The 26,325-nt window shown below is 69.7% G+C and carries 25 protein-coding genes and 1 tRNA gene; 22 read left to right on the forward strand and 4 right to left on the reverse strand.

Annotation, left to right across the window (positions count from 1 at the left end):
• Positions 1–58: 58 nt before the first annotated feature.
• Positions 59–1,357 carry an isochorismate synthase gene (locus tag OB08_RS11370; protein ID WP_461474795.1) on the reverse strand — a complete coding sequence of 433 codons (1,299 nt, stop codon included), beginning with the start codon at positions 1,355–1,357 and terminating at the stop codon, positions 59–61.
• Between the two features lie 22 nt (positions 1,358–1,379).
• Here OB08_RS11370 and OB08_RS11375 point away from each other — a divergent pair, with 22 nt between their 5' ends.
• The 6 genes from OB08_RS11375 to OB08_RS11400 all read left to right on the forward strand — a co-directional run bounded on the left by OB08_RS11375 (position 1,380) and on the right by OB08_RS11400 (position 7,515).
• On the forward strand, positions 1,380–1,928 hold the full coding sequence (locus OB08_RS11375; protein ID WP_461474797.1) for a DUF402 domain-containing protein: 549 nt from the start codon (positions 1,380–1,382) through the stop codon (positions 1,926–1,928).
• 113 nt (positions 1,929–2,041) lie between these two features.
• Positions 2,042–2,710, forward strand: coding sequence for a bifunctional demethylmenaquinone methyltransferase/2-methoxy-6-polyprenyl-1,4-benzoquinol methylase UbiE (gene ubiE, locus OB08_RS11380; RefSeq protein ID WP_461474928.1), 669 nt, complete (start codon positions 2,042–2,044; stop codon positions 2,708–2,710).
• Between the two features lie 46 nt (positions 2,711–2,756).
• A complete protein-coding gene (locus OB08_RS11385; RefSeq protein ID WP_461474799.1) occupies positions 2,757–3,812 on the forward strand; it encodes a polyprenyl synthetase family protein in 1,056 nt (351 codons plus the stop codon).
• Between the two features lie 52 nt (positions 3,813–3,864).
• Complete coding sequence (locus OB08_RS11390) at positions 3,865–5,235, forward strand: FAD-dependent oxidoreductase (protein WP_461474801.1); 1,371 nt, start codon at positions 3,865–3,867, stop codon at positions 5,233–5,235.
• A 54-nt stretch (positions 5,236–5,289) separates the two neighbouring features.
• Entirely contained in the window at positions 5,290–6,273 is a 984-nt protein-coding gene (locus tag OB08_RS11395) for an alpha/beta hydrolase (RefSeq protein WP_461474803.1), read from the forward strand.
• Positions 6,274–6,363: 90 nt separating this feature from the next.
• The gene (locus OB08_RS11400) at positions 6,364–7,515 is read left to right on the forward strand and encodes an OmpA family protein (RefSeq protein ID WP_461474805.1); all 1,152 of its coding nucleotides are present in this window, start codon (positions 6,364–6,366) and stop codon (positions 7,513–7,515) included.
• A gap of 15 nt (positions 7,516–7,530) precedes the next feature.
• On the opposite strand, the gene OB08_RS11405 is transcribed toward OB08_RS11400, so the two are convergent.
• Together OB08_RS11405 and OB08_RS11410 are read right to left on the reverse strand one after the other, a co-directional pair.
• A complete protein-coding gene (locus tag OB08_RS11405) occupies positions 7,531–8,310 on the reverse strand; it encodes a hypothetical protein (protein WP_461474807.1) in 780 nt (259 codons plus the stop codon).
• A gap of 71 nt (positions 8,311–8,381) precedes the next feature.
• On the reverse strand, positions 8,382–9,584 hold the full coding sequence (locus OB08_RS11410) for an NAD(P)/FAD-dependent oxidoreductase (protein WP_461474808.1): 1,203 nt from the start codon (positions 9,582–9,584) through the stop codon (positions 8,382–8,384).
• A gap of 105 nt (positions 9,585–9,689) precedes the next feature.
• Here OB08_RS11410 and OB08_RS11415 point away from each other — a divergent pair, with 105 nt between their 5' ends.
• From OB08_RS11415 to OB08_RS11430, 4 genes are read left to right on the forward strand one after another with little or no spacing between them, the layout of a single operon-like run.
• Positions 9,690–10,592, forward strand: coding sequence for a metalloregulator ArsR/SmtB family transcription factor (locus OB08_RS11415; protein ID WP_461474810.1), 903 nt, complete (start codon positions 9,690–9,692; stop codon positions 10,590–10,592).
• 47 nt (positions 10,593–10,639) lie between these two features.
• Complete coding sequence (locus tag OB08_RS11420) at positions 10,640–11,056, forward strand: arsenate reductase ArsC (protein WP_461474812.1); 417 nt, start codon at positions 10,640–10,642, stop codon at positions 11,054–11,056.
• Entirely contained in the window at positions 11,025–11,789 is a 765-nt protein-coding gene (locus OB08_RS11425) for an aquaporin (protein ID WP_461474813.1), read from the forward strand. The genes OB08_RS11420 and OB08_RS11425 overlap by 32 nt, the downstream gene beginning before the upstream one ends.
• A gap of 48 nt (positions 11,790–11,837) precedes the next feature.
• Positions 11,838–12,230: a DUF5655 domain-containing protein gene (locus OB08_RS11430; RefSeq protein ID WP_461474815.1), complete on the forward strand. Its 393-nt coding sequence runs from the start codon at positions 11,838–11,840 to the stop codon at positions 12,228–12,230.
• 33 nt (positions 12,231–12,263) lie between these two features.
• Here the strand turns inward: OB08_RS11430 and OB08_RS11435 are convergent, their stop codons facing one another.
• Positions 12,264–12,752 carry a YajQ family cyclic di-GMP-binding protein gene (locus tag OB08_RS11435; RefSeq protein ID WP_461474817.1) on the reverse strand — a complete coding sequence of 163 codons (489 nt, stop codon included), beginning with the start codon at positions 12,750–12,752 and terminating at the stop codon, positions 12,264–12,266.
• 269 nt (positions 12,753–13,021) lie between these two features.
• Here OB08_RS11435 and OB08_RS11440 point away from each other — a divergent pair, with 269 nt between their 5' ends.
• From OB08_RS11440 to OB08_RS11495, 12 genes are all read left to right on the forward strand, one after another.
• Positions 13,022–14,281, forward strand: a complete 1,260-nt coding sequence (locus OB08_RS11440) for a sugar ABC transporter substrate-binding protein (protein WP_461474819.1) — start codon at positions 13,022–13,024, stop codon at positions 14,279–14,281.
• Positions 14,282–14,364: 83 nt separating this feature from the next.
• Positions 14,365–15,966, forward strand: a complete 1,602-nt coding sequence (locus OB08_RS11445; protein WP_461474820.1) for an ABC transporter permease subunit — start codon at positions 14,365–14,367, stop codon at positions 15,964–15,966.
• 80 nt (positions 15,967–16,046) lie between these two features.
• The gene (locus OB08_RS11450; RefSeq protein ID WP_461474930.1) at positions 16,047–16,961 is read left to right on the forward strand and encodes a sugar ABC transporter permease; all 915 of its coding nucleotides are present in this window, start codon (positions 16,047–16,049) and stop codon (positions 16,959–16,961) included.
• A 118-nt stretch (positions 16,962–17,079) separates the two neighbouring features.
• Positions 17,080–19,056 carry a glycoside hydrolase family 13 protein gene (locus OB08_RS11455; protein WP_461474822.1) on the forward strand — a complete coding sequence of 659 codons (1,977 nt, stop codon included), beginning with the start codon at positions 17,080–17,082 and terminating at the stop codon, positions 19,054–19,056.
• On the forward strand, positions 19,053–19,838 hold the full coding sequence (locus tag OB08_RS11460; protein ID WP_461474824.1) for a hypothetical protein: 786 nt from the start codon (positions 19,053–19,055) through the stop codon (positions 19,836–19,838). Before OB08_RS11455 ends, OB08_RS11460 begins: the two co-directional genes overlap by 4 nt.
• Before the next feature lie 59 nt (positions 19,839–19,897).
• The gene (locus tag OB08_RS11465; protein ID WP_461474826.1) at positions 19,898–20,800 is read left to right on the forward strand and encodes a bile acid:sodium symporter family protein; all 903 of its coding nucleotides are present in this window, start codon (positions 19,898–19,900) and stop codon (positions 20,798–20,800) included.
• 106 nt (positions 20,801–20,906) lie between these two features.
• Positions 20,907–21,407: an FBP domain-containing protein gene (locus tag OB08_RS11470; protein WP_461474827.1), complete on the forward strand. Its 501-nt coding sequence runs from the start codon at positions 20,907–20,909 to the stop codon at positions 21,405–21,407.
• Positions 21,404–22,324, forward strand: coding sequence for a PfkB family carbohydrate kinase (locus OB08_RS11475; RefSeq protein WP_461474829.1), 921 nt, complete (start codon positions 21,404–21,406; stop codon positions 22,322–22,324). The genes OB08_RS11470 and OB08_RS11475 overlap by 4 nt, the downstream gene beginning before the upstream one ends.
• Positions 22,325–22,422: 98 nt before the next feature.
• Positions 22,423–22,504 (forward strand) — tRNA-Tyr (locus OB08_RS11480).
• A 503-nt stretch (positions 22,505–23,007) separates the two neighbouring features.
• Positions 23,008–24,573 carry a hypothetical protein gene (locus OB08_RS11485; protein ID WP_461474831.1) on the forward strand — a complete coding sequence of 522 codons (1,566 nt, stop codon included), beginning with the start codon at positions 23,008–23,010 and terminating at the stop codon, positions 24,571–24,573.
• A gap of 90 nt (positions 24,574–24,663) precedes the next feature.
• Positions 24,664–25,221, forward strand: a complete 558-nt coding sequence (locus OB08_RS11490) for a YbaK/EbsC family protein (RefSeq protein WP_461474833.1) — start codon at positions 24,664–24,666, stop codon at positions 25,219–25,221.
• A gap of 129 nt (positions 25,222–25,350) precedes the next feature.
• Complete coding sequence (locus OB08_RS11495; RefSeq protein WP_461474834.1) at positions 25,351–26,319, forward strand: hypothetical protein; 969 nt, start codon at positions 25,351–25,353, stop codon at positions 26,317–26,319.
• Positions 26,320–26,325 lie beyond the last annotated feature (6 nt).

Below are 26,325 nucleotides of genomic sequence, written 5' to 3' on the forward strand. Positions count from 1 at the left end.
CCCGGACACGCCGGGCACGCCGGGCACGCCCGGCACGCCCGGCACGCCGGCCGGCGACTCAGGCCAGGGCGTCGACGATCGGGCGGAACTTCACGCGCGTCTCGAGCAGCTCGGTCTCGGGATCGCTGCCCGCCACGATGCCCGCGCCCGCGTGGGCGACGACGGGGATCGTGTCGGAGAACTCCGCGAAGCCCCGAGCGGGCTCGGCGCCGATCTGGGCGCACCGCAGCGCGATGGCCCACTCGCCGTCGCCGTGCGCATCGACCCACCCGACGGGGCCGGCATACCGGCGCCGGTCGAAGGGCTCGAGCCGGCGGATCAGATCGAGCGCGGCATCCGTCGGCGTCCCCGCCACCGCCGCGGTGGGGTGCAGGGCCGCGACGAGGTCGAGCGCCGACGCGCCGTCGGCGATCTCGCCAGCGACGTCCGTCGCGAGGTGCCACAGGTTCGGGAGCTCCAGGGCGAACGGCTCGTCGTCGGCGCGCACCGTGCTCACGTGCGGCGCCAGCGCGTCGAGAACGCTCTGCACCGCGTACTGGTGCTCGTCGAGGTCCTTGCCGCTGTGGGACAGGCGGAAGGACGCCGCGGCGTCGTCGTCGGCATCGGCGCCGCGGGGGAACGTGCCGGCCAGCACGCGCGCGGTGACCTCGCCGCCCGATACGGTCACGAGCGTCTCGGGACTCGCGCCGATGAGGCCGTCGACGGCGAACGTCCACGTGTCGAGGTACCCCGTCGCGAGGGCCCGCACGAGCCGGCGCAGGTCGGAGCCGGCCGGGACCGTGCCCACCAGGTCGCGGGCGAGTACGACCTTGCCGACCTCGCCGGCGGCGATCGCGTCGAGGCCCGCGCGGACCGCGGCCTGGTAGCCCTGCGGGTCGAGCGCGCCGGGACCGAGGGTCGCCGACCAGTACGGGCCGTAGGGCACCGGCTCGAAGGGCGGGTCGTCGAGCTCGCCGACGGTGGAGCGGATGCGGGTGACCCAGGAGCGTCCGTCGCGCCGGCCGACGATCATCCGCGGGATGACGAGGCGACTCGCGGCGGCCGAACGACGGTCGAAGACGAGGGCCCCGAACGCGACGAGGCCGGTGCCGTGCAGGCCGACCGGGTCGTCGATCTCAGCCTCGGCGCAGATCATGCGCCACGCGTCCTCCACCGAGGGCTGCGTCGCGGGATCGGCGATCGGGTCGGATCCGCCCGACTCGAACCACGTCACGGGGCGGCCGACGCCGACGATCCCTTCCCCCCGACGCAGCCACGCGAGCGGGGAGTCCGGGTCGGTGAAGGCGAGCAGATCCTCGACGGGATCGATCTCCCGGGTCTCGACCACCAGCTGCGGCGGGCGGCGCGAAGAGGTCACACACCCAGCCTAGACTCGCGGGATGAGCGACGACGCCGTCCCCGCGCGCCCCGAGCCGGGCACCCGGCTCATGTTCCGCTGGCGCAAGTGGGACGGCAGCCCGCATTGGATCCACGAGTGCGTCTTCCTCGGCAGCGACCGCTGGGGCGACTGGTTCGGCCAGCTGCCGGGATGGGACAGCTCCCGCCCCGGGCGCGAGTTCCGGCCGGAGCATCCGAACGTCACCCTCATGCCGCCCAGCGGCGACTACACGTTCACGCACAACGCGGCGCCCCATCGCACGCGCGTCTACATCGACCTCGCGTGGGACGTGCGCTGGACGGGCGCCGAGCCCACCGGCATCGACATGGACCTCGACGTCGTCGAGCGTTCCGATCGCGGCGTGTACCTCGACGATCAGGACGAGTGGGACGAGCACCGCATCGAACTCGGATATCCGGCCGAGGTCGTGACGCACCTCGAACAGCTCGCCGCCGACCTCGAGACGAAAGTCGTCGCCCGCGCGGCGCCGTTCGACGACGCCACGACGGATGCCTGGCTCCAGCGCCTCGCCGAGCTCGGGCTCGAGTGACCCGGGCATCCCTCACGGCCCCGCGCGCCTAGACTCGTCGTGTGGCATCCCACCCCTCCGAGCGCGAGCCGAACCGCGCGGACCTGCACAAGGATCCGTCCCGCGTGAGCGGCATGTTCGATCAGGTCGCCCCCGCGTACGACCGCACGAACACCGTGCTGAGCATGGGGAACGACCGCTTCTGGCGCGCGGCGACCACGCGTGCGGTCGCGCCGCGCCGTGGTCAGCGCATCCTCGATCTCGCGGCCGGCACCGGCGCGTCGAGCGTCGCGCTCGCGCGCAGCGGCGCGACGGTCGTCGCTGCGGACTTCTCGCCTGGCATGATCGCCGAGGGGGAGCGCCGGCACGGCGGCATCCGGAATCTGTCCTTCGTGCAGGCCGACGCGACCGACCTGCCCTTCGCCGACGCGGAGTTCGACACGGTGACGATGTCGTTCGGGCTGCGCAACGTCAACGAGCCGAAGAAGGCGCTCGCCGAGCTGCTGCGTGTGACCCGGCCGGGTGGCCGGCTCGTCGTGTGCGAGTTCTCGCATCCGCCGTCGCCGGTATTCAACGGGCTCTACCGCTTCTACAACGACCGTGTGCTGCCCGTCGTCGCCAAGACGATGAGCTCCAATGCCGAGGCGTACGACTACCTCAACGAGTCCATCCGCGACTGGCCCGACCAGCGCACGCTGTCGACGTGGATCCGCGACGCGGGCTGGACCGACGTCGCGCACCGCAACCTCTCCATGGGCATCGTGGCGCTGCACCGGGCGACGAAGCCCCAGGACCGCGACTGAGCGTCTCACCGCGATCCCCGTCCACCGGCCCCGGTAGGCTGGGCGTGTGACTCCCTCAGCGCCGGGCTCGCGCATCGCGGGCAAGCTGGGCCTCACCGACCGCATCTTCGCGGGACCGAGGTCCCGCAAGCTCCTCTCCGTGGTCGAGGCGGGCCTGAAGCGCGTGGACGACGCGCTCGAGCGCGAGCTGCGCGTCGCCGACGCGCTCGCCGACGCGACGAGCCGCTACCTGTACGACGCCGGGGGCAAGCGCGTGCGCCCGATGCTCGCGCTGCTGACGTCGCAGCTCGGCGAGGGCGCGAACGACCGCGTGATCGACGGGGCCACCGCCCTCGAGATGACCCACCTCGGCTCGCTGTATCACGACGATGTGATGGATGCCGCGGACAAGCGCCGCGGTGTGCCCAGCGCGCATGCCATCTGGGGCAACAACGTCGCCATCCTCACCGGAGACCTGCTGTTCTCTCGCGCTAGCCAGATCATGGCCCGGCACGGAGACGCGGCGATCCAGCTGCAGGCCGACACCTTCGAGCGACTCGTGCTCGGTCAGATGCACGAGACCGTCGGGCCGCAGGAGGGCGACGACCGCGTCGCGTTCTACCTGCAGGTGCTGTCCGACAAGACGGGTTCGCTCATCGCCGCCGCCGCCCAGGCGGGCGTGATCTTCTCGAACGGCCCGCGCGAGTTCGAGCAGGCGATGGTGACCTTCGGCGAGAAGGCGGGTGTGGCCTTCCAGCTGCTCGACGATGTGATCGACCTCTCGGGTGATCCCGACGAGACCGGCAAGGTCCCCGGCACCGACTTGCGCGCCGGCGTGCCCACGATGCCGTATCTCGTGCTCGGCCAGCGCACCGATGCCGGCGCGGTCGAGTTGCGCGAGCGCATCGACGAGGGCGTCGCCCGCATCGCCGACGGCGCCGACCCCGCGATCCTCGACGACGCGCTCGCCGAGCTCCGCGAGCACGACGCGACCCAGGCCACCCTCGACCTTGCGAACACCTGGTCCAGCGAGGCCGTCGAGGCGCTCGCCCCGCTGCCCGACGGTCCGGTGCGCGAGGCGCTGACCCGCTTCGCTCAGGCCGTCGCGGACCGCTCGAGCTGACGCGATCGCCGCACCGCTGCATCCCGACTTCGCAGTACCCGAAAGGACTCCAATGACCAAGCTCCGACTGGCGATCGTCGGCGCAGGGCCGGCCGGCATCTACGCCGCCGACATCCTGCTCAAGGCCGAGCGCAAGTTCGACGTCTCGATCGACCTGTTCGAGCAGCTGCCGGCGCCGTACGGGCTGGTGCGCTACGGCGTCGCGCCCGACCACCCGCGCATCAAGGGCATCATCACGGCCCTTCGCGAGGTGCTCGACCGCGGCGACATCCGCCTGTTCGGCAACGTCCGGTTCGGTGAGGACATCACGCTCGAAGACCTCAAGCACCACTACAACGCGGTGATCTTCGCCACCGGCGCGATCCGTGACGCCGACCTCTCGATCCCCGGCATCGACGCGGCGGGCTCCTACGGCGCCGCCGACTTCGTCAGCTGGTTCGACGGGCACCCCGACGTGCCGCGCGACTGGCCGCTCGACGCCGAGTCCGTCGCCGTCATCGGCAACGGCAACGTCGCCCTCGACATCGCACGCATGCTGGCCAAGCACGCCGAAGACCTTCTGCCCACCGAGATCCCCGACAACGTCCACGCGGGCCTCGCCGCCAGCGCGGTCACCGACGTGCACGTGTTCGGCCGTCGCGGCCCGGCGCAGGTGAAGTTCACGCCGCTCGAGCTGCGCGAGCTGGGGGAGCTGCGCGACGTCGACATGGTCGTCTACGACGAGGACTTCGACTACGACGAGGCGTCGAAGGCGGCGATCGCGAGCAACAAGCAGGTCATGGTCATCGACCGCGTGCTGCAGTCGTGGCGCAAGCGCGATTCGGTCAACAACGCCGGCGGTCAGGCATCCCGTCGCCTTCATCTGCACTTCTATGCGAAGCCGCTCGAAGTCGTGAAAGACCCCGAGGGCCGCGTGAGCGCGATCCGGTACGAGCGCACGCGCCCCGACGGCGAGGGCGGCGTGGTCGGCACGGGCGAGGTGCGCGAGATCCCGATCCAGGCGATCTACCGTGCGGTCGGCTATTTCGGCTCGCCGCTCGACGGGGTGCCCTTCGACAAGCGCCACGGCGTGATCCCCAACCACGAGGGCCAGGTGCTGCGGCGCGAGTCGAACGAGCGCGTCCCCGGCGTCTACGCGACGGGCTGGATCAAGCGCGGACCCGTCGGCCTCATCGGCCACACGAAGTCCGATGCGATGGAGACGATCCGCCACGTCATCAACGACCAGGGCTCCTGGTGGCAGCCGGCCGACCCGTCGGAGGACGCGATCCCGGCGCTGCTCGCCCAGCGCGGGGTGATCTGGACCGACCTCGACGGCTGGCACCGCCTCGACGAGCACGAGATGGCGCTCGGCGCCCCGCACGGGCGGGCGCGCATCAAGGTCGTGCCGCGCGACGAGATGGTGACGATCTCGCGCGACTGAGCGCCGCACCGCCCGCCTCGGCGGCCGGCGCACAGGCGTCGCTAGGCTCGGGCCATGGCCGGGCAGTGGGTCCCCGACATCCTCGGGAAGCCGTTCGAGCAGCTGACGCTCGAGCTCGGCGTCGACGGTGTGCACGGTCCGCTGGCGGCCACCGTGGTGCGTCTGCTGCCGAACCCGGTCACCGCGCTCGTCGCGCCGCTGCGGGACGTCGACGTGCTGTACGTGCACGGCTGGTCCGACTTCTTCTTCCAGGCGGAGCTCGCCCGGTTCTGGATCGGACTGGGCGCGCGCTTCCACGCGCTCGACCTCCGCCGGTACGGCCGCAGCCTGCGCCCCGACAACGTCCCCGGCTACATCGACTCCCTCGACGACTACGACCTCGACATCGAGGCGGCGCTCGCCGCCATCGGGCAGGGAGCGGATGCCGCGCCCCGTCGTCGCCTGTTCCTCCTCGGTCACTCGACGGGCGGCCTGACCCTGACGCTGTGGGCCGCGCGGCACCCCGGCCGCGCGAGCGCGCTCGTGCTCAACAGCCCGTGGCTCGAGTTCCAGTTCGGTGCGGTCGGCCGCCAGGCGATCGCACCCCTCGTGAGCGCCCGTGCGCGGTTCGACCCGCGCGGCACCCAGCCCGTCGTCGACCTCGGGTTCTACACGAGGGCGCAGACCGAGCTGGGGGCACTGCCGCTGCCGGTCGACCGCCCCGACTGGCGGCCCGAGCGGGGGTTCGCGACGAGGCCGGGATGGCTCGCGGCGATCCTCGACGGACATCGGCGCATCGCGGCGGGGGTGGAGGTCGGATGCCCTGTCCTCGTGCTGCTGTCGGCGCGGTCGACCCCGCCCATCGCCTGGAACGACACGATGACCTCGACCGACTCCGTGCTCGTGGTGGACGACATCGCCCGGAGCGCGACGCGCATCGGCGCCCTCGTCACGATCGCCCGGATCGACGGCGCGATCCACGACGTGTTCCTGTCGGCGCCGGAGCCCCGGGCGCACGCGTACCGGGAGACGGGACGGTGGGTGCGCACGCTGCGGTGACCTCGGCTGGCCGGTACCGGCTAGCCTGAGGCGCAGGAGCGCACCACGTCCTCGACCGTCCACCCGCCACGTTGAGAGTGCCACGAGCCGATGCCACGACTTCCCGCGATCGTCACGTCCGCGATCGTCCTCGCCGCACTCGGCCTCGCCGTCAGCGGCTGCGCCGCCCCCGTCGACGGGACCCCCGTCGATCCCGCCCCGACCGGGACGGCCGAGCCCCCGCGCGACCTCGACGCGTTCGAACAGCAGGTGCGGGCGCTGCTGACCGTCCCCCCGATGCCGAGCTTCAGCATCCCCACCTCGCTGCTCTCGACCGACGCGAATCAGCGGATCGCAGACGAGCTCGAGCTGGATCCGGGCCTCTACCAGGGCATCGCCGTCCTCGACGCACGCTGCACCGAGGCCGGCGATGCCGGGGCGGCCGACGCGGGCGCATCCGCGGTCAGCGGCGCGCAGAACTACGACGACGGCACGGTCGACATCACCGTCGCGGGCGACGGCACGGGCGTATACGACGCGCCGGGGGTGCACATCGCCGTCCTCGCCGACGGCTCGGGCGTGTACGACGACGGGGAGACGCGGCTGTCGGTGTCGTCGGACGGGTCGGGCACCTACGAAAGCGGTGACCGGCGCTACACGGTGCGTGCGGACGGCTCGGGCACCTACACCGACGACGAGTCGCGGATCTGGGTGGATGCGTCCGGCGCGGGCGGCTACGACGACGGCAGCGTCCGCGTCTCGCTGTCCGCCGACGGCGAGGCGTTCGGCGACGGCACCGACGACGAGATCGCCGTCGTCGCCGAGACGCTCGCCGACGGCATGCCGCTGTTCCCTCCCGTGCCGCGCATCGAGGTGCTCGAGCCGACCGGAACCGTCTGCGGCACGGTCATCCGCCTCGACTCCAACGTGCTGTTCGGCTTCGACAGCGCGACCGTGCAGCAGGAGGGACAGGAGCATCTGCAGCGCGTCGCGGCGCTCCTCGTGGCCCTCGGATCGCCGCGAGCCCAGGTCAACGGGCACAGCGATCAGGTGGGTGAAGCCGAGTACAACCGCGAGCTGTCGGAGCGTCGGGCGACGGTGGTCCGAGACCTGCTCGTGCAAGCCGGTGTCGCGAGCGACTCCCTCGCGGCCCGAGGGCTGGGCGAGACCGAGCCGCTGCGCGCGGAGACTCTGCCCGACGGCTCCGACGACCCCGCGGCGCGCCAGCTCAACCGACGGGTCGAGATCGTGCTGCTCGACTGAGGCCGGCGGTCCCGGTCAGGACGGTCCTGAGCGGGCGCGCAGGCCACGACGTGTTCCGGGGCCCGGGACGGCGGATGCCGCGCTGGCAGCATCGGGCGTCGTCCGCAGCGGCCGGTGGTTGCGCCACGCCTCGCGGTATGTCCAGAACCCGTACCGCGCGAAGGCGATGATGAGCGCGGCTCCCACCGCCACGCCCGCGGCGATGGCCCATCCGATCCCGCCGCCGGACGCCACGACGACGCTGCCGGCCAGCAGGCCGAGCACGCAGGCGTTGACGACGATGATGAGCATGAACGAGCTGCCGAACAGGTGGCTGAAGCCCCGGGTGCGCAGGAATGAGTACGTGCGCTGCGAGCCACCCATGTCATCGGCGATCGCGGCCAGGAAGTAGCGCTCGATCGGCGGATCGAGGTCGACGTACGCGCCGCGCAGGCGGTTCATCGCGACGACGTACATGAGGTCTTCCTCGGCGACGTTGAACACGCGCATCTGCGTCATCAGGCCGACGAGGGCGAGGAACGCGAGGATCGCGAGGGCGGCCCCCGCGAACCAGCCGTCGAAGGCGGTCGCCTGTCCGAGGAGGCCGATCGTGACCAGCCCGGCCGACACGAGCGTGAGGAAGATCGTGATGCGGGTGAGCACCTCGCTCTGCGCGGTGCCGCGAGCGGCCAGCAGCCCCCAGTGCTCGGTGGCGAGCATCTGCGCGCGGCGCGCCAGCACGGCGTCGGACTCGGCTGCGCCCGGCGCTGAGGGCGACTCGTCGGCCGCATCGCCGACGGGCTCGTCGACCGCCATGGCTCATTGTCCACCCGCATCCGGGCTCGGCGCCAGGGAGGACGGCACCGATCAGGCGAGCGGATGCCTCGCTACGCGCGACCTTGCAGGATGAGATGCCAGTAGACCCAGGGCAGCACACGCCGGTCGAAGAAGTACGAGAGCCGGCGCTCGCGGTAGAGCGTCTTCCAGCCGGGAACAGTGGGCGCGAGCCGGCCCGTGCCGTCGAACTCGGCGAAGACGACCGTGTTGCGGCTGACGGTGATCGGGCAGACAGAGTAGCCGTCGTAGCGGCCGGACGGCGTCGCGCCGCCGAGGGCGTCGACGAGGTTCCCGGCGAGGATCTTCGCCTGCTTGCGGATCGCACCACCGGAGCGCAGCGTGCGGACGGTGGCCGCGTCGCCGAGAGCCCAGACAGTGTCGTAGCGGCGGGAACGGAACGTCTCGGGGTCGTTGTCGACGAACCCGTGGGGATCCGCCGGGTCAGAGAGACCGGATGCCGCGATCCAGTCCGGCGGCGACTGCGGGGGCGCGGCGTGCAGCAGGTCGTAGCCGATCGTCTGCGTGACGGGACCCCGGCCGATGACGACCTCCTTCCGTCCGGGCCTCACCTCGATGAGATCGGAGTCGAAGTGCGTCTCGATGCCGTACTCGTCGAGTTTGCGTTGAAGCTCGTCGCTGATCGCGGGGATGTGGAAGGCGGAGGGCTCGGGGCACACGAACACGACGCGGATGTCGTCGAGAACGCCCTGCGAGCGCCACCAGTCGCATGCGAGGTACATGGGCTTCTGTGCGACGCCCGCCGCGGACGCGGGTTCGGGCTGCTGCACGAAGACGACCGTTCCGCCGCGGAGATCCCGCAGAGCGGGGGACGCCTTCGCGGCGAGGGCGTACGTGTAGCTCGACAGCCCGGTCGGCGTGTCCATCGCGTCACCCAGGCCGGGAACGGCGTCGTACCGGGTCTCGAGTCCGGCCGTCACGATCAGGTGGTCGTAGCTCACGGTGCGCCCCGATCGGAGGGATACCGTGAGCGCGTGGGGGTCGACGCCGACGACCTCGTCGTTGATCCACTCGACTCCGCGTGGGGTGACGTCGGCCTGGGGCCGCACCGCCTCCGAGGCGCGGGCGACACCGCCGGCGACGTGGGACTGGAGGGGAGCGAACACGTGCTGCGTGCGCGGCTCGACCACCGCGATCTCCGTGACCCCGCTGCGCCGCAGGCGACCCGCCACCGACAGGCCTCCGTTCCCGCCGCCGATGACCAGCACCCGATACGCCTCAGAGTCAGACCGCATGATCGCCACTGCAGTCGATCAGGACGGGAACGGCAACGTCTTGACCGAGGGCGGTGCGTGTGCCTGCGGAGAGTTCGCGGTGTCACAAGACATAGACTCTGATCTATGGCTTCGCACGAGGGGAGCACCGGTCTGCCCGCGCTCGCAGACCCCACGCGCACGCGGATCCTGCAGCTCATCGGGGCATCAGTCGACGGGCGGGCGCTGGTGGGAAAGCTTGCGGAGCAGCTGGGCCTCCGGCAGCCGACGGTCAGCCATCACATGTCGGTCCTCCACTCCGAAGGGGTCGTCGTCCGCGAGCGAGAGGGTCGCCGCGTCTGGTACTCCCTGCACCCCGACCAGCAGGCGCGTGTCGCGGCGCTGCTCGGAACGGCATCCGGGTCGGCCGCGGAGTCGGACTGGGAGCGGATCATCGACGCTCTCACGGCACGCTTCGCGGGCACGTTCGGCCGCGAGACGGTCGCCCGGCACGTCCTCGAGAGCCGCGAACTCCTCGCCGAGCGCGGCGCCGGTCCGCTGCTGGCGTCCCGGGCCGCAGCGTTCGCCGCTTCTCGTCTCGACGATCTGGAGCGGTCCGCGCATCCCGACCCCGCTGTGCCGACGGTGCTGTTCGTGTGCGTCCAGAACGCGGGGCGGTCTCAGCTCGCGGCGGGCATCCTGAGGCAGCTGGCAGGCGATCGTGTGATCGTTCGCACCGCCGGCTCGGCCCCGACGGTCGACGTCCGCCCGGCGATCGTGGCGGCTCTCGATGAGATCGGCGTGTTGGTCGGCGGCGAGTTCCCGAAGCCGCTGACCGACGACGCCGTCCGGGCGGCCGATGTGGTCGTCACCATGGGCTGCGGCGATGCGTGCCCCATCTACCCGGGGAGGCGCTACCTCGATTGGGATCTGCAGGACCCCGTGGATCAGCCGCTGGCGACCGTCCGTCGCATCCGCGATGACATCGACGGACGCGTGCGTACTCTGCTCGGCGAGCTCTTCCCTCCGTCGACTGTCGCGACTTCTTGATTGATAGATGAGCGTCTATGCTTTCTTCGAGAGAAAGCGAGGTCGACGTGACCGACAAGCCCACCGTCCTTTTCGTCTGCGTCCACAACGCCGGGCGCTCGCAGATGGCCGCCGGGTATCTCGAAGCACTCGCCGGCGACCGTATCGATGTGCTGTCCGCAGGATCCGAGCCGAAGGACCGGATCAACTCCCTCGCCGTGGGGGCGATGGCCGAGGAGGGCATCGACATCGCCGGCAACTCCCCGAAGCTGCTCACCGTCGACGCGGTGCGGGAATCGGACGTCGTGATCACCATGGGCTGCGGCGACGCATGCCCGATCTTCCCCGGCAAGCGGTACGAGGACTGGCAGCTCGACGATCCGGCCGGGCAGGATGCCGACACGGTACGTCGCATCCGTGACGAGATCCGTGCTCGCGTCGAGGTGCTCATCGATGAGCTCGCCCCGTCGGCGGGGCGGTCGTGAGAGCGATCGCCGGCCGGTGACCGTCGACAGGCCTGCGCTGTCGCAGACGCCGCTGTGGCGACGAGCGCTCGCAGAGTTCCTCGGGACGGCCCTTCTCGTGGCCGTCGTCGTCGGCTCCGGGATCGCCGCGCAACGACTGTCGACCGACGCGGGGCTGCAGCTGCTCGAGAACGCCTTCGCCACGGCCCTCGAACTGGGGGTGCTGATCCTGCTCTTCGCGCCGGTGTCCGAGGCGCACTTCAACCCCGTCGTCTCGCTGGCCGACGTCGTACTGGGTCGACGAGACCGGACCGGTCTTTCCCAGATTTACCTGGCCGCCTATGCCGGCGCGCAGGTCGCGGGCGCGATCGGCGGGGCGGTGCTCGCGAATGCCATGTTCGGCACCGGGACCGCCATCTCGACGACCGAGCGAGCGACACCCGCCACGTTCCTCGCGGAGATCGTTGCAACCGCCGGACTGGTCCTCCTGATCATCGGACTGACGCGCGCCGGCCGCAGCGTCCCCGTGATCGCCGTCGCTGTGGGCGCGTACATCGGTGCGGCCTATTGGTTCACCAGCTCCACGTCGTTCGCCAACCCTGCGGTGACCGTCGGCCGCATCTTCACCGACACCTTCGCCGGCATCGCGCCCGCCTCGGCCCTCACGTTCATCGCTGCCCAGTTCACCGGCCTCGCCGTCGCGCTCGGGCTGGCGGTCCTGCTCTTCCCGCGCACTCACCGGGCGCGCGTCTGACACACGCCGCTCTTGCGCGGTCGTCGATGCGTGCGGCACGGTGGGCCGATGGCAGAGCACAGCGACGATGCCGAGTGGACGATCGAGCGTCATGTCGACGGTCAGCCCGAGTTCGCGGTCGAGCTCTACCGGCAGGTCATCGCGGCCGTGGAGCGCATCGGCCCGTTCACCTACGCGGTCAGCAAGTCCTCGATCACGTTGAAGGGCGAGCGGCGCGGCTTCGCGGGTGTGCGTCCCGACAGGCACGGCGTCCGCGGGTACCTCGATCTGCAGCGGGAAGTGAGCGACCCGCGCATCACCACCGTCTCGCCGTACACGAAGCGACTGTTCGTGCACCATTTCCGGCTCACGACCTCGGCCGACATCGACGACGAGTTCATCGGCTGGCTGCGCGAGGCGTACGCGGTCGGCGCCGGAGCGCACCTGCGCGATGCGGAGTAGCGCCGGCGCACAACGCCGGGCGAGGGACCCGGGTCAGCGGTAGTTGACGAACTGGAGGTCGACGTCGAGGTCGGCAGCCTTGAGCAGGCGCTGGACCTCCTGGAGGTCGTCGCGGCTTTTGGACTGCACGCGCAGCTCGTCGCCCTGGATCTGCGACTTGACCGACTTGGGGCCCTCGTCGCGGATGATCTTCGAGATCTTCTTGGCGTTCTCGGACGAGATGCCGTCCTTGATCGTCGAGACGATCCGGAATTCCTTGCCGCTCGCGAACGGCTCGCCCGACTCGAGGCTCTTGAGCGAGATGCCGCGCTTGATCAGCTTCGACTGGAAGACGTCGAGAACGGCCTTCGCGCGCTCTTCGGTGCTCGCCTTGATGAGAACGGATTCGCCGCTCCACTCGACCGAAGCGCCCGTGCCCTTGAAGTCGTAGCGCTGCTCGATCTCCTTGCGCGCCTGATTGAGGGCGTTCTCCGCCTCCTGGTGATCAACCTTGCTGACGATGTCGAACGAAGAATCGGCCATAGCGGGCAGTCTATCCGGGCGCCTCCGGCGCAGCGAAGGCGGGAACCGACTTGGAAGCGCTTGCAGATTCCGAGATTTCGCGGTCGATCCGCGATATCCGGAAGTCACGAAGTCGTATCGATCGCTTCAATCACAGGTTGCGTTTCCGGCCGATCGTGGTAACAATGTAAGCGCTTGCAGTTTCTGCGAGCGGAAGAACGGCCTTCGACGGTGCTTGGCGCCGGCCCCGGCCGGACATCTCCCGACAGCATTTAGAGAGGCACACACCGATGAAGGTGAACAAGAAGAGCGCGCTCGCGATCAGCGCGTTCATCGCCGGCGGCGCGCTCGTTCTCTCCGGCTGCGCAAGCGGCAGCGGAGACAACGGCGGCGACAACGGCGGCGACAACGCTGACACGACCCCCATCACCGTCTGGGTCGACATCGAGCGCAAGCCCGCGCTCGAGCCGATCTCGGAGCAGTTCACGGAAGAGACCGGCATCGAGGTCAAGCTCGTGACGAAGGACTTCGCCACGGTCGACCAGGACTTCATCAGCCAGGTCCCCACCGGCAAGGGCCCCGACGTGATCGTCAGCCCCCACGACAAGCTCGGCGCGTACTACGCCGCCGGCGTGGTCGCTCCGCTCGAGCTCGGCGATGTCGCCGAGGGCTTCAGCGAGGCATCCCTCGCCGCCGTCACCTACGACGGCAAGGTCTACGGCGTCCCGTACTCGGTCGAGAACGTGGCCCTCGTCCGCAACGTCGACCTCGTCGCGGAGCCGGCTGAGACCTACGACGAGGTCATCGCCAACGGCCAGGCCGCGAACACCGAGTACCCGTTCCTCGTGGGCCTCTCGCCCGAGCAGGGCGACCCGTACCACCTGTACCCGTTCCAGACGTCGTTCGGCTCGCAGGTCTTCGCCCAGAACGCCGACGGCAGCTACGACTCGTCGCAGCTCGTGCTCGGCGACGAGGCGGGCCAGGAGTTCGCGACGTGGCTCGGCACCCAGGGTGCCGCGGGCACGGGCGTCTTCAACGCCAACATCGACGGCGACAAGGCGCGTGAGTTCTTCATCGCCGGCCAGTCGCCCTACTACCTGACCGGCCCGTGGAACATCCCCGCGATCGCCGAGGGCGGCATCAACTACGCCATCGACCCGCTTCCGAGCGCCGGTGGCGAAGAGGCCAAGCCCTTCGTCGGTGTCAACGCGTTCTTCCTCTCGAGCAAGTCCACCAACGCGCTCGCGGCGACGAACTACATCGTCAACTACCTCAGCACCGAAGATGCCCAGCTGAGCCTGTTCGAGGTCGGCGGTCGCCCGCCGGCACTGATCTCGGCGTACGAGGCCGCTTCGGCTGACGACCCCGACGTGGCTGCTTTCGGCGCCATCGGCCAGACCGGTGCTCCGATGCCGGCCATCCCCGAGATGGGTTCGGTGTGGTCCGACTGGGGCAACGCCGAGCTGCAGATCATCAAGGGTGAGGGCGGCGAGCCCGCCGAGATCTGGACGACTGCCGCCGGCAACGTCCAGGCCAGCATCGACGGCTGATCGATCGAGCTGCGGGCGGGGCTCTTCCGGGAGCCCCGCCCTTCCTTCTACCCTGACCCTGACACTGCGAAGAGGGAGCGTCCATGGCTGACGTGAAGACCGAGGCACCGCCTTCGAAGCGGCCCCCCAAGCGGCCCCGGGGCGGAGCGCCCGAGTTCGGCCCCCAGCGCAAGCTCACGAGCGGCGGCATGCTGGCCCTCGTCATCAAGGTGGTGCTGCTCGGCATCATCGACGCCCTCGCCGTGTTCGGCCTCTACGTCCTCATCGGCAAGGGCGACTGGATCGCCGCGGTCCTCCTCGTCGCCGTCGTCGGCCTCATCAACTACATCTACCTGAAGCCCGGTGTGCTCCCGGGGAAGTACCTCACGCCCGGCCTGTTCTTCCTCGCCATCTTCCAGGTCTTCGTGATCCTGTACACCGGCTACATCTCCTTCACGAACTACGGCGACGCGCATAACAGCACCAAAGAGGATGCGATCGCGCAGATCGTCCGCACCTCGCAGGAACGCGTCCCGGACTCGCCGACGTATGCGGTCGAGGTATACAAGCAGGCGGACCAGTTCGGCATGCTCGTCGCCGAGCCCGGCGGCGGCACCGCGTTCGGCACGAATGAGCAGCCCCTGGAAGACGCCTCGAGCGCTCCCGACGGCTGGGAGAAGCTGAACCTCAACCAGGTGCTCCGCTTCCAGGACGAGGTGCTCGCGCTCAACGTGCAGGTGTCCGACGACATCAACGACGGCACGCTCCGCACCCCCGACGGCACCACTGCTTTCGTCTTCACGTCCACCCTGGAGTACGACGAGGCCGCTGACACGTTCACCGACACCGCGACCGGCGCCACCTACGTCGACGACGGCGAGGGCAACTTCCGCGCCGAGGACGGCGACACCCTGACGCCCGGGTGGCGTGTCGTCATCGGCTTCGACAACTACGCGTTCGCGTTCACCAACGAGCAGATCCGCGACCCGCTCATCCGCGTCACGATCTGGACGTTCGCATTCGCCTTCTTCTCGACGCTGCTCTGCTTCGCGCTGGGACTCTTCCTTGCGATCGTCTTCAACCACCCGACGCTCCGCGGCAAGAAGATCTACCGCATCCTCGTGATCCTGCCGTATGCCTTCCCGACCTACCTGACGGGTCTGGTGTGGGCGGGCATGCTGAACCAGGAGTTCGGCTTCATCAACGAAGTGCTCTTCGGCGGCGCGAACATCCCGTGGCTGAGTGATCCGTGGCTGGCGCGATTGAGCGTGCTGCTGGTCAACATGTGGCTCGGCTACGCGTACATGTTCCTCGTGTGCACGGGCGCGCTGCAGTCCCTCCCCGACGACGTGATCGAGGCGGCGAAGATGGACGGCGCAGGCGCGTGGCGCATCTTCCGCTCCATCAAGCTCCCGCTGCTGTTCGTGGCTGTCGTCCCGCTGCTGATCGCCACGTTCGCGTTCAACTTCAACAACTTCGCCGTGATCTTCATGCTCACCGGCGGAAACCCGAGGTTCCCCGACACGACGCTGCCCGTCGGCGCGACCGACATCATGATCACGATGGTCTACAAGATCGCGTTCGGCAGCGGCGGCGGCCGCGACTACGGCCTCGCGAGCGCCCTGTCGATCCTCATCTTCATCATCGTCGCGATCATCGCCGCGATCTCGTTCCGACAGACGAAGGCACTGGAGGATCTGCACTGATGTCCGACTCCATCGATCGCCAGATCAAAGAGGACCAGCTCCTCGAGAACCGTCTGGGCCGCGCCGACGGCGTGACCACCATGGCCGGCATCTCGGAGTTCGCCGCGAAGCCGCCCAAGCACGTTCCGGGCCAGAAGCGCCAGCCGTTCGGCAGGTGGTTCGTCGACAAGGGGTGGCGACACCTCGTCGGCATCGCCGCGATCATCTTCGCGCTGCTGCCGCTCGCCTACGTGCTCTCGGCCTCGCTCAACCCGATCGGCACGCTGACCGGCTCGAATCAGCTGTTCCGTCAGTTCTCCCTCGACAACTACACCGAGATTCTGACGCGCGACGGCGGCATCTACGTCACGTGGTACTGGAACGCGCTCGTCATCTCGGTCGTGTCCAGCCTCGCGACCGTGCTGCTGTGCGCCATGGGCGCCTACGCGTTCTCGCGCATGCGCTTCAAGGGCCGTCGCACCGGACTCCTGGGTCTGCTGATCCTGCAGATGTTCCCCCAGCTGCTCATGATCGTGGCGATCTTCCTCACGATGATCTGGATCACCGACGTCTTCCCCGCGGTCGGCCTCGGCACGCACGCCGGCTTGATCATGGTCTACCTCGGTGGCGCCCTCGGCGTGAACATCTTCCTGATGTACGGGTTCTTCAACACCATCCCCACGGCCATCGACGAGGCGGCCAAGATCGACGGCGCCGGGCACGCGCGCGTGTTCTTCACGATCATGCTGCCGCTGGTCACGCCGATCCTCGCGGTCATCGGTCTGTTGAGCTTCATCGGATTCATCGGCGAGTTCGCCATCGCGAGCGTGCTGCTGACGGACCCCCGCGACCAGACCCTCGCGATCGGCCTCTACCAGCTGATCTCGGGCTTCCAGTCGCAGAACTGGGGCATCTTCGCGGCCGGTGCAGTGCTCGCCGCGCTGCCCGTCATGATCCTCTTCCTCCTGCTCCAGCGGTACATCGCCGGCGGCCTGATCGCCGGCAGCGTCAAGTAGACGGATGCCGCGGGCCGCGGCATCCTGAATCCATAACTCAAGGGCTCTGTCATGGCTTCGGCCGTGCAACCACGTCGCATCCGGCGGCGCGCGCTGCCGACCGTTCGAAAGGCATGTCATGACCCTCGCTCCCCACCACGACGGCTCCGCGCTGTACGTGTCGGACCCCGCGCCCGCGCTCGGCGACGTCGTCGCGGTGCGCCTGCGCGTGCCGGTCGGCTACGGGCCGGTCACGTCGATCCGCACGCGCTCGAACCCCGACCATGAGCCGGAGTGGACGGATGCGGTCCTGCTCGGCGAGAGCGGCGGCTGGGAGTGGTGGGAGGCACCGGTGACGGTGCGCAACCCGCGGCACGGCTACCGCTGGATGCTGCAGCACGCCGACGGGCGCGTCGAGTGGCTGAATCAGACGGGCCTGCACCGCATCGAGACGCTGGATGCGGAGGACTTCGCGCTGGTCGCCTACCCGGCACCGCCGGCGTGGCTGAACGAGTCGGTGATGTACCAGGTGTTCCCCGATCGGTTCGCGCGATCGGCGCAGGCCGACGCCCACCCGACGCCGGAGTGGGCGATCCCCGCGGAGTGGTCCGACCCCGTCGACGCCGTGATGCCTGCGCGCTCGCAGCAGTTCTACGGCGGCGACCTGCCGGGCATCGTCGAGAAGCTCGACCACCTCGTGTCGCTCGGGGTGACGCTGCTCTACCTGACCCCGGTGTTCCCGGCGGAGTCCAACCACCGCTACGACGCCGGGAGCTTCGACCGCATCGACCCGCTGCTCGGCGGCGACGAGGCGTACGTGCGGCTCGTCGAGGCCGCGCATGCGCGCGGCATCCGGGTCATCGGCGATCTCACCAGCAATCACTCGGGTGACAGCCACGAATGGTTCCGGGCGGCGCTGGGTCATCCAGGCGCGCCCGAGGAGGACTTCTACTACTTCACGGACGACGCGAACACGCAGTACGTGTCGTGGCTGGGCTACGCGAGCCTGCCGAAGTTCGACTGGTCGTCGGACGAGCTGCGCCGCCGGTTCGTCTCGGGTGAGGACTCGGTCGTCGCGAAGTGGCTCAATCCGCCGTACAGCGCGGACGGCTGGCGCATCGACGTCGCGAACATGACCGGCCGCCTCGGCACCGTCGACCTCAACGACGAGGTGCGGCAGCTGCTGCGCGAGACGATGCTCGAGATCAACCCCGACACGATCCTGCTCGGCGAGTCGACGAACGACGCGGCGAGCGACCTTCAGGGCGACGGCTGGCACGGTGCGATGACCTATCCGTCGTTCACGCGCCCGCTGTGGGGGTGGCTCAGCGAGCCGACCGGCGTGCCCTACCTCGACGCGGACGGCCGGGAGCTGACCGAGTCGTGGTTCTTCGGGCAGCCGATCGGCGGCATCCCGCGCTACACCGCGCGCGAGTTCGCCGACGCCGTCACGCGCTTCACCGCCGGCATCCCGTGGCGCGTGCGGCTGGGCAACATGCAGCCCCTCGACACGCACGACACCGCCCGCTTCGCGACGAATGCCGCGCCCGGAGCCGTTCCGGTCGCGATCGGCCTGTCGATGACGATGCCGGGCCTGCCGGTCGTGTTCGCCGGCGACGAGTTCGGCCTGACCGGCGCCGACGGCGAGCTGAGCCGCACCCCCATGCCGTGGGGAACCGAGGGCGAGCCCGCGGTCGCGGAGCGCCTCGCGCTGTACCGCGACCTGATCGGCCTGCGCAACGCCCACCCCGTGCTGCACACGGGAGGGTTCCGCTGGATCCACGTCGACGATGAGACGGTCGTGTTCGTGCGCGAGTCGGCCGACGAGACACTGCTGGTGCTCGCGACGCGTGGCGATGCGGATGCCGCGCTCGACGCCGTCGTGCTGCCGGGCGCGGCATCGGCCCGTGCGCTCTTCGGCGATGCGACCCTCGCCGTCGCCGACGACGGTGCGGTCGTGCTGTCGGCGGAGGGTCCGGCGTTCGCGGTGTGGGCGCTCCCCGGGGTGGGTGTGCCGGTCGCCGGCCCCGTCACCGACGTCGAACCCGCCGAGGTCTCGCGCGGCGTCGTCAGTGGCGACGAGTCGACGCCCGCCGACGAGGTCAAGGCGCAGTGACGTCGCCGGAGCGCTTCGACGAGCTCAGCGCCGCGCTCGCCGACGGCGTGCGCCGCACCGACGGGCTGATCGGGCTCGTGCTGCTCGGCTCGGCGTCGGACGAGGCATCCGCTCGCCGCGACGAGTGGTCGGACCACGACTTCTTCGCGATCACCGAGCACGGCCGAGGGTCCCGGCTGAGGCCGGACCTCTCGTGGCTCCCCGATCCCGAGCGCGTCGTGCTCACCGCGCGTGAGGGGGAGATCGGATTCGCGGCGGTTTACGACGACGGGCACGTGTTCGAGTTCGCCTACTCGGATGCCGCGGAGCTCGCGGGTGCGCTCGCCGGCGACGCCACCGTGGTCGTCGACGACGCGGAGGGCACGACGGCCAGGCTCATTGCGGAATCGCGGGAGCGTGCGGCGGCGGGGGACCGGTTCGATCCCATGAACGACACGCGGCTCGTGCTGGTGAAGCTCCTCATCGGCGTGGGACGCGTGCGTCGCGGCGAGGTGCTGAACGGCGGGCTGTTCATCCGGCAGTGGGCGGTGCAGCAGCTCGTGCGGGCGATCCGGGGCAGATTCGCCGACGTCTCGACGTCGCTGCGCGACACCATCGACCCGATGCGCCGGTTCGAGCGCGACTTCCCCGAGTGGGCGGGGCGGATCGCGGATGCCTCGGCCCGGCCGGCCGAGGATGCGGCCCGTGCGATCTTCGCCCTGACGCGCGAGATCCTCGAGCCGGGATGGAGCGACTTCCCGAGCCGGGCGGCCGATGCGGTCGCCGCGCGCCTGGGCTGGTGACGAGCGGCGTTTCCACAGGTGCGTGACACGGGGTCGCGGCATCCGGCACACTGAGTGCCATGTCAGCGTTGACCACCATCGGCCTGCCCGTGGCCCTCGGCATCATCATGTTCGGCCTCGGCCTGAGCCTCACCCTCAGAGACTTCGCCCGGGTGCTGAAGCAGCCGAAGGCGGTGATCGTCGCACTGCTGTGCCAGCTGGTCCTGCTGCCCGCGATCTGCTTCGGGCTGGTCCTGGCGTTCCAGCTGCCCCCGGTGCTGGCCGTCGGCATGATGATGCTCGCCGCCTCTCCGGGCGGCACGACCGCGAATCTGTACAGCCACCTGTTCCGCGGCGACGTCGCCCTGAACATCTCGCTCACCGCCGTGAACTCCGTGATCTCGGTCGTGACGCTGCCCCTCATCACGAACTTCGCGATCATCTACTTCGACCCCTTCGACAGCCAGCTGGGCATGCAGTGGTCGAAGGTGCTGGAGGTCTTCGCGATCGTGCTCGTGCCCGTCGCGATCGGCATGGTCGTGCGTCGCTTCTGGCCGGCGTTCGCCAAGGCGATGGACAAGCCCGTGCGCATCGCGTCGGTCATCATCCTGGTCGTCGTGATCGCGGGCGCCGTGGCGTCGAACTGGGAACTGCTGGTCGAGAACTTCGCGCGCCTCGCGCTCATCACGATCGTGTTCTGCCTGATCAGCCTCACGGTCGGCTACCTGGTGCCGCGCCTGCTCAAGGTCGGCAAGCGTCAGGCCATCGCCGCCTCGTTCGAGATCGGCATCCACAACGCGACGCTCGCCATCGTGATCGCGCAGACCGTGCTGGGCTCGGTCGAGCTCAGCCTGCCCGCCGCCGTCTACGGCGTGCTCATGTTCTTCATCGCCTTCGGCTTCGGGTTCCTCATCCGCGAGCGCGGCCCGGCGACCGACGAGCCGGAGGACATCGAGGCTGCCGAGCCCGCCGCCTCTGCCTGAGCCGGCCGCCCCGCCCCGGCCCTCCGGCCCCCGGCCCTCCGGCCCGGACGAAAGCGGGGTGGCGCCGGCATCCGTCGTTCGTAGACTGGGGTCGCGAGGAGGTGCCATGCGCCCACTGACCGAAGATGACGTGCGTTCGACCTTCGTGAACGCCTCACCCGAAGAGCTGAGACTGGTCGCCCTGCCGACCGATTTCCTGCTCGCCGACTGGGATCACCTCGACTTCTTCGCATGGCGCGACCCGCGCACGCGCGGTCGCGGGTACGTGATCGCCGAGGTCGACGGTGAGCCGCGGGGCGTCGTGCTGCGTGCCGCCGACGGCACGTCGAGTGCCCGCTCGGCGATGTGCAACCTGTGCCACACGATGCAGCCGGCGGATCAGGTGTCACTGTTCACCGCCCGCAAGGCGGGGAGCGCCGGAGAGCACGGCGACAGCGTCGGCACCTACATCTGCACCGACCTGTCCTGCCACGAGAACGTCCGCCTCGCACTGCCGCTCGCGCCGAGCGAGGTGCGGGCGAGTGTCGACCTGCGCATCGACGGCACGCGCCGCCGCACCGAGCAGTTCGTCGAGCGCGTCGCCGAGACAGCGGGGATCCGCCGATGAGCGTCAGGCGGGTGGTCGTCGTCGGGGACGCCCTGATCGATGAGCTCCGCGACGACAACGGGGTGCGCGAGTTCGTCGGAGGAGCGGCCCTCAACGTCGCCGTCGGCCTGTCGCGGCTCGGCGTTCCGTCGACGCTGCTCGCGATGATCGGCGACGACTCGGCCGGCGCGAACATCCGCTCCTACCTCGCCGACTTCGGCGTCGAGCTGATCGCGACGCCTTCGCTGCTGGGCAGCGCCCGCGCGGTGAGCACGCGCACGGGCGGCGGCGAGCCGACGTACGACTTCAACGACGCATCGCAGCAGCGTCGTATCCGCTTCGGCGACGCGGAGCGGGCCGCGATCGCGGATGCCGCGATGGTCGTGGTCAGCTGCTTCGCGTTCGACGACGCCGAGCAGGCTGCCGAGCTCGCCGAGGCGGTGCGCGCGGCCCGGGTGCCCGTCGCGATCGACCCGAATCCCCGGACAGGGATGCTGCGCGACAAGGCCGCGTTCGTGCGCGGCTTCCAGGAGCTCGCCACCGGCGCCGCGCTCGTGAAGGTGGGCGAAGACGACGCCGCGCTGCTCTACGACGAGCCGCTCGACTCGCTCCGCGCGCGTCTCGTCGACCTCGGCGTCGCCGTGGTGCTGGCGACCGAGGGCGCCGCCGGCGCCACGATCGAGGCCGGAGACGTCGTGGTCACCCGGCCCGTCTCGAACCTCCGGGGACGCATCGTCGACACCATGGGCGCGGGCGATGCCGCGTTCGCCGCGACCGTCGAGGCCCTGCTCGACCGTGAGCCTGCGGGTGACGACGAGTGGGGCGAAGCGCTGGGCGCGGCGATGGATGCTGCGGCCGCGACCTGCCGGTTCGAGGGGGCCCTGCTGCGCACGCCGAGTGCGCTGGAAGACCTCGATCTCGACCGGATGGGCACCTGAGCCCGGGCGGCCAGAACTCGATTTCGAGCACCGGTCGAGACAGCGTAAGATGGTGAATCGCGCCTCCGGTCGTCTGGAAAAGTCGGACGGGTGCGTCTGGCGAGTTACCCAAGCGGCCAAAGGGATCTGACTGTAAATCAGACTGCTCAGCATTCGGGGGTTCGAATCCCTCACTCGCCACAGAACGACCGAGGGGCTCCGCGAAGCGGGGCCCCTCGGTCGTTCTCTCGGACGCTGCGGGATTCGGGGAGGAGCGAGCGAAGCGAAGCCCCGGAGTCCCTCACTCGCCACAGAGGCTTGTTCGTACTTGGTCCAGAAACAATCCAGGAAACGCACCCGCACAACGAAAGCCCCCGGGTCTCCCGGGGGCTTTCCTTGTTGTTCACGTCCGAACAGCCTCTCTCCACGTCGGCCAGCGCACACAAACCCAACCCACGAACGCCGAATGCCCGCAAGAGGGCAGGCTGGCGCCTTCCTTCTTGCGGGTGTTTGTCGCGGCGAGCCGCGTATGGCCTTGTCAACTTGATTCAGGACCGGGATGACGGCCTGATCGAGGACCACCCGCTGCGTCCTTCGCTGGCCGGCGGACGCTCGTTGTCCCCCAAAGAGGGGACAGATGGCGCCGTCACGATTCGTGGGGATGGCCGTCTTGTAGAACGACTGCATCCAATGAAGGGCAACGCATGAGGACCATGTCGAGAAGTGTCAGGGCACGACGAGCAGGGGTCGGTGTCGTCGTCGCGATGGTGGCGTCGCTGCTCATGGCGGCTCCTGCGCAGGCCGCGGAAGACGGCGCGCCGTCGGGATCGTTCGAAGAGATCCTGGAGAGCGTTGCCCCCGACATCACCGACGAAACCAACACCCAGGCGGCCCCCGACCTGGCGGAGGGCGAATCTGGCGTGGATGTCACGCCGGTCACCCTCGAGGACGCGACCGCCGAGGGCGCGCCCGTGCCTGCGGACGTGATTGATGTACCCAATTTCTCCATCGACTTCGCTGACGGAGTCGAGGGGGAGACCCGTGCGGGACTGACCGAGATCACGACCGACGACGCTTCCAGCGAAGCGTACGTGCAACCGACCGACGCCGGGGTGCGTGTCCTGACCGCGACCCTGGATTCCTCCGGGCCCTCGACCTACGAGTACACAGTCGACGTGCCCGTCAGCGCCGAGCTCGTTCAGGTCGGCGAGCTTTACTTCCTGGAGGACGCCACCCAGGTCTATGGGGTTCTCCACGCGCCGTGGGCGCTGGATGCCGAGGGAAATGCGGTGCCGACGTCGTACACCTGGGAAGGCGGCACGCTGACCCAGCATCTCAACTTCGCCCAGGACACGGTCTTTCCAGTGATCGCGGACCCGTTCTGGACATACTCGTATAAGTTCGCGACCAACAAGACGCCGGCGTACGTGAAGTCGCTGCTCAAGCTCTGCTTCAACTGCTTCTTCCCGGTCGACGGCGCCCCGCGCGCGTTCCCGACCAAGGGGCAGATCCTCCCACTGCGGTTCCTGGCCTTCAACATGCAGTGTCAGATGGGAGGAGTTGCCAGCGTCGGTACGACTCTGTACCAGTACTCTTTCCTCGCGACCAAGAACCACGTGGACGGCCTCGGATCTTCGATCACGTTCAGTTTCCGCAGCGACAAGGCTCTACACGTGACAGCGAAGATCGGGAACTTCTGGCTCAACACTCCGCCTACCGATTGGGAGCGATCAACAAATGGGCAGACTTCGCGCGGAAGCTCGCGGCGGCACGACTGTGACCGCGTCGAGGGCCACCACGGCCTGCGTGTGCCTGGGAGCGTTCCTCGGCGCGCTCCTGGGTGGGCTGCTCGCCGTGGCCGTCGTCCCGGCGTTCCTCGACGGTATCGACGCGTTCCTGCTCTTTGCGCTGTTCGTGGGTGCGGGGATCGGAGCAGTCGCGGGTCTGTGCGCCGCGCTGCTGATCCTTCTGCCGATACCGATGCACTGGAGAATCGTGTTCGCAGCGGTGGTCGCGGGCGTCGTGACGCTTGTGACGGGTGCGGTGTTCCACCTTCTGTTCTTGTGGCTCACGGCCCTGTGCGTCGGCCTCGGCGCTGGCGCGGGGGCCGAGACGGCGCTGCTGCTGTGTCGTCGCCTCCGCAGCGCCTAACTGAGGGTTCCGGCGGTGTGGCGTGTGTGGTTGAGCCGGTAGGAGCTGGTGCCGGTTTCGATGATGGTGTAGCCGGCCAAATACTTCGGCGTGATTCCGGGCGTCAGGAGCAAACCTGAACAACCCACAGAACGACCGAGGGGCTCCGCGAAGCGGGGCCCCTCGGTCGTTCTCGCGGGGCACTTGTCTCGTTTCGCTAGCCTGGGCGCATGGTGTGGAGCGCGACCGGATCACTGACGGCACAGCCTGCGGCGCATCATCCGGAACTGCTCGCCGCTCCGGTCGCCGAGGCTCTGCGTCTCCTGGCTCCTGGCGTCGCGGCAACGATCGGCGTCGCGGCGATCGACCCCGCTCTGGCGGACACGGCCGCGTTCTGCGAGCGATACGGCGTGGCGCCGGATGCCTCGGCGAACTGCGTCGTGGTGAAGGGGAAGCGCGGAGGAGACGTGCGGTTCGCCGCGTGCATGGTGCTCGCCACGACGAGGGCCGACGTGAACGGCGCCGTGCGCCGGCGACTGGACGTGCGTTCGGCGTCCTTCGCGCCGATGGACGAGGCCGTCGCGCTCACCGGGATGGAGTACGGCGGGATCACACCTCTCGGCCTGCCCGCGGACTGGCCCATCCTGGTCGACGCCGCCGTCGCGGAGGCATCGGAGGTCGTGATCGGCGGCGGTGTGCGCGGCAGCAAGCTCTTCCTGCCGGGGAGCGCGCTGCTGGCGCTGCCGGGCGCGGAGGTCGTCGAGGGCCTCGGCCGCGCGCTCGGGTGAGGCATCCGCTCCTCCCCACATCCTTCGGCGGACGCGTCGGCGCGACACCGCGCGGAAGCCTCACGACGCGCGGACGGTGCGTGCCAGGATGGGCGTGCGGGGGATCACTCCGCGACAGAGAGGACCGCCATGACCGTTCCCGACCACCCGGCCGCGGCTCATCCGCAGCCGGCGGACGCTCCGATCTCGTCGCTCCTCCGGGCGGCGATCTGGGTCGCCATCGGCGCGCTCATCGCTTCGGCGATCGTCTGCGTGGTGTGGGTGCTCGTCGGCGACCAGAGCGACATCGTCGGCAAGGCGTTCCTCACGATCCTGCTGCTGGTCGGCTTCGCGGGCGTGACGATCCTCGACGCGCATCTCGCGCCGCGCCGTCCGGCCTGGTTCGCGCTCGCGAGCATGGGCACGTGGATCCTGACGCTCCTCATCGGCGCCGTGCTGATCTGGATGCCCGAGCGCTATGCGTGGGACGGGTTCACGCGGTTCGTCCAGTTCCTGTTCATCGTGCTGATCCTGCAGCTCGCGCTGCTGCACGTCCGCCTCTACATGAAGGCGCTGCAGCGCTACGACACCCCGTTCACGCGCACGGTCGCGATCATCACGATCGTCCTGGTGGTGGCGCTGGTGGTCCTGCTCGTCCTGCCGCTCATGCTGAACGAGTACCTCTGGTTCCCCGACATCTACTGGCGCGTCGTCGTCGCGGTCGCCATCCTGGCAGCAGTCGGAACGGCGCTGATCCCGCTCGTCAACGTCCTCTTCGCTCCGAAGCGACCGCGCGCCGCAGTCTACCCCGCGTACGGATCGGCGCCGGCCTCGTCGGCTGATGCCGTGCCCGCCGGAGCTCAGCAGGAGCTCCTCCCGTGGCCGAACTACGTCGACGGCGTCACGCCGCTGCCGATGCTTCCCGACGGGTCGCCCGACTGGAACGCGTACTACACCGGGTATCCCACTCCGGGCGCGCACGTCTTCGGCGCATCCGTGCAGGGCCGGGTCGCCACCCCTGGGTCCGACCCGCACGCGGCCCCGCAGGCGACTCACGCCCCGCCGCCGAGCGGCTACGACGGCTACCCGCCGCCGCCCCCGCTGCCGCCGCGCCCGTGACCCACG

This window comes from Microbacterium sp. HJ5, assembly GCF_054824025.1.

Excerpts from the sequence above, each read along its gene's own strand:
- OB08_RS11375 (WP_461474797.1), top strand. The coding sequence starts at position 1,380 with ATGAGCGACGACGCCGTCCCCGCGCGCCCCGAGCCGGGCACCCGGCTC.
- ubiE (WP_461474928.1), top strand. The coding sequence starts at position 2,042 with ATGTTCGATCAGGTCGCCCCCGCGTACGACCGCACGAACACCGTGCTG.
- OB08_RS11390 (WP_461474801.1), top strand. The coding sequence starts at position 3,865 with ATGACCAAGCTCCGACTGGCGATCGTCGGCGCAGGGCCGGCCGGCATC.
- OB08_RS11395 (WP_461474803.1), top strand. The coding sequence starts at position 5,290 with ATGGCCGGGCAGTGGGTCCCCGACATCCTCGGGAAGCCGTTCGAGCAG.
- OB08_RS11400 (WP_461474805.1), top strand. The coding sequence starts at position 6,364 with ATGCCACGACTTCCCGCGATCGTCACGTCCGCGATCGTCCTCGCCGCA.
- OB08_RS11405 (WP_461474807.1), bottom strand. The coding sequence starts at position 8,310 with ATGGCGGTCGACGAGCCCGTCGGCGATGCGGCCGACGAGTCGCCCTCA.
- OB08_RS11410 (WP_461474808.1), bottom strand. The coding sequence starts at position 9,584 with ATGCGGTCTGACTCTGAGGCGTATCGGGTGCTGGTCATCGGCGGCGGG.
- OB08_RS11415 (WP_461474810.1), top strand. The coding sequence starts at position 9,690 with ATGGCTTCGCACGAGGGGAGCACCGGTCTGCCCGCGCTCGCAGACCCC.
- OB08_RS11425 (WP_461474813.1), top strand. The coding sequence starts at position 11,025 with ATGAGCTCGCCCCGTCGGCGGGGCGGTCGTGAGAGCGATCGCCGGCCG.
- OB08_RS11430 (WP_461474815.1), top strand. The coding sequence starts at position 11,838 with ATGGCAGAGCACAGCGACGATGCCGAGTGGACGATCGAGCGTCATGTC.
- OB08_RS11435 (WP_461474817.1), bottom strand. The coding sequence starts at position 12,752 with ATGGCCGATTCTTCGTTCGACATCGTCAGCAAGGTTGATCACCAGGAG.
- OB08_RS11440 (WP_461474819.1), top strand. The coding sequence starts at position 13,022 with ATGAAGGTGAACAAGAAGAGCGCGCTCGCGATCAGCGCGTTCATCGCC.
- OB08_RS11445 (WP_461474820.1), top strand. The coding sequence starts at position 14,365 with ATGGCTGACGTGAAGACCGAGGCACCGCCTTCGAAGCGGCCCCCCAAG.
- OB08_RS11450 (WP_461474930.1), top strand. The coding sequence starts at position 16,047 with ATGGCCGGCATCTCGGAGTTCGCCGCGAAGCCGCCCAAGCACGTTCCG.
- OB08_RS11455 (WP_461474822.1), top strand. The coding sequence starts at position 17,080 with ATGACCCTCGCTCCCCACCACGACGGCTCCGCGCTGTACGTGTCGGAC.
- OB08_RS11465 (WP_461474826.1), top strand. The coding sequence starts at position 19,898 with ATGTCAGCGTTGACCACCATCGGCCTGCCCGTGGCCCTCGGCATCATC.
- OB08_RS11470 (WP_461474827.1), top strand. The coding sequence starts at position 20,907 with ATGCGCCCACTGACCGAAGATGACGTGCGTTCGACCTTCGTGAACGCC.
- OB08_RS11475 (WP_461474829.1), top strand. The coding sequence starts at position 21,404 with ATGAGCGTCAGGCGGGTGGTCGTCGTCGGGGACGCCCTGATCGATGAG.
- OB08_RS11485 (WP_461474831.1), top strand. The coding sequence starts at position 23,008 with ATGAGGACCATGTCGAGAAGTGTCAGGGCACGACGAGCAGGGGTCGGT.
- OB08_RS11490 (WP_461474833.1), top strand. The coding sequence starts at position 24,664 with ATGGTGTGGAGCGCGACCGGATCACTGACGGCACAGCCTGCGGCGCAT.
- OB08_RS11495 (WP_461474834.1), top strand. The coding sequence starts at position 25,351 with ATGACCGTTCCCGACCACCCGGCCGCGGCTCATCCGCAGCCGGCGGAC.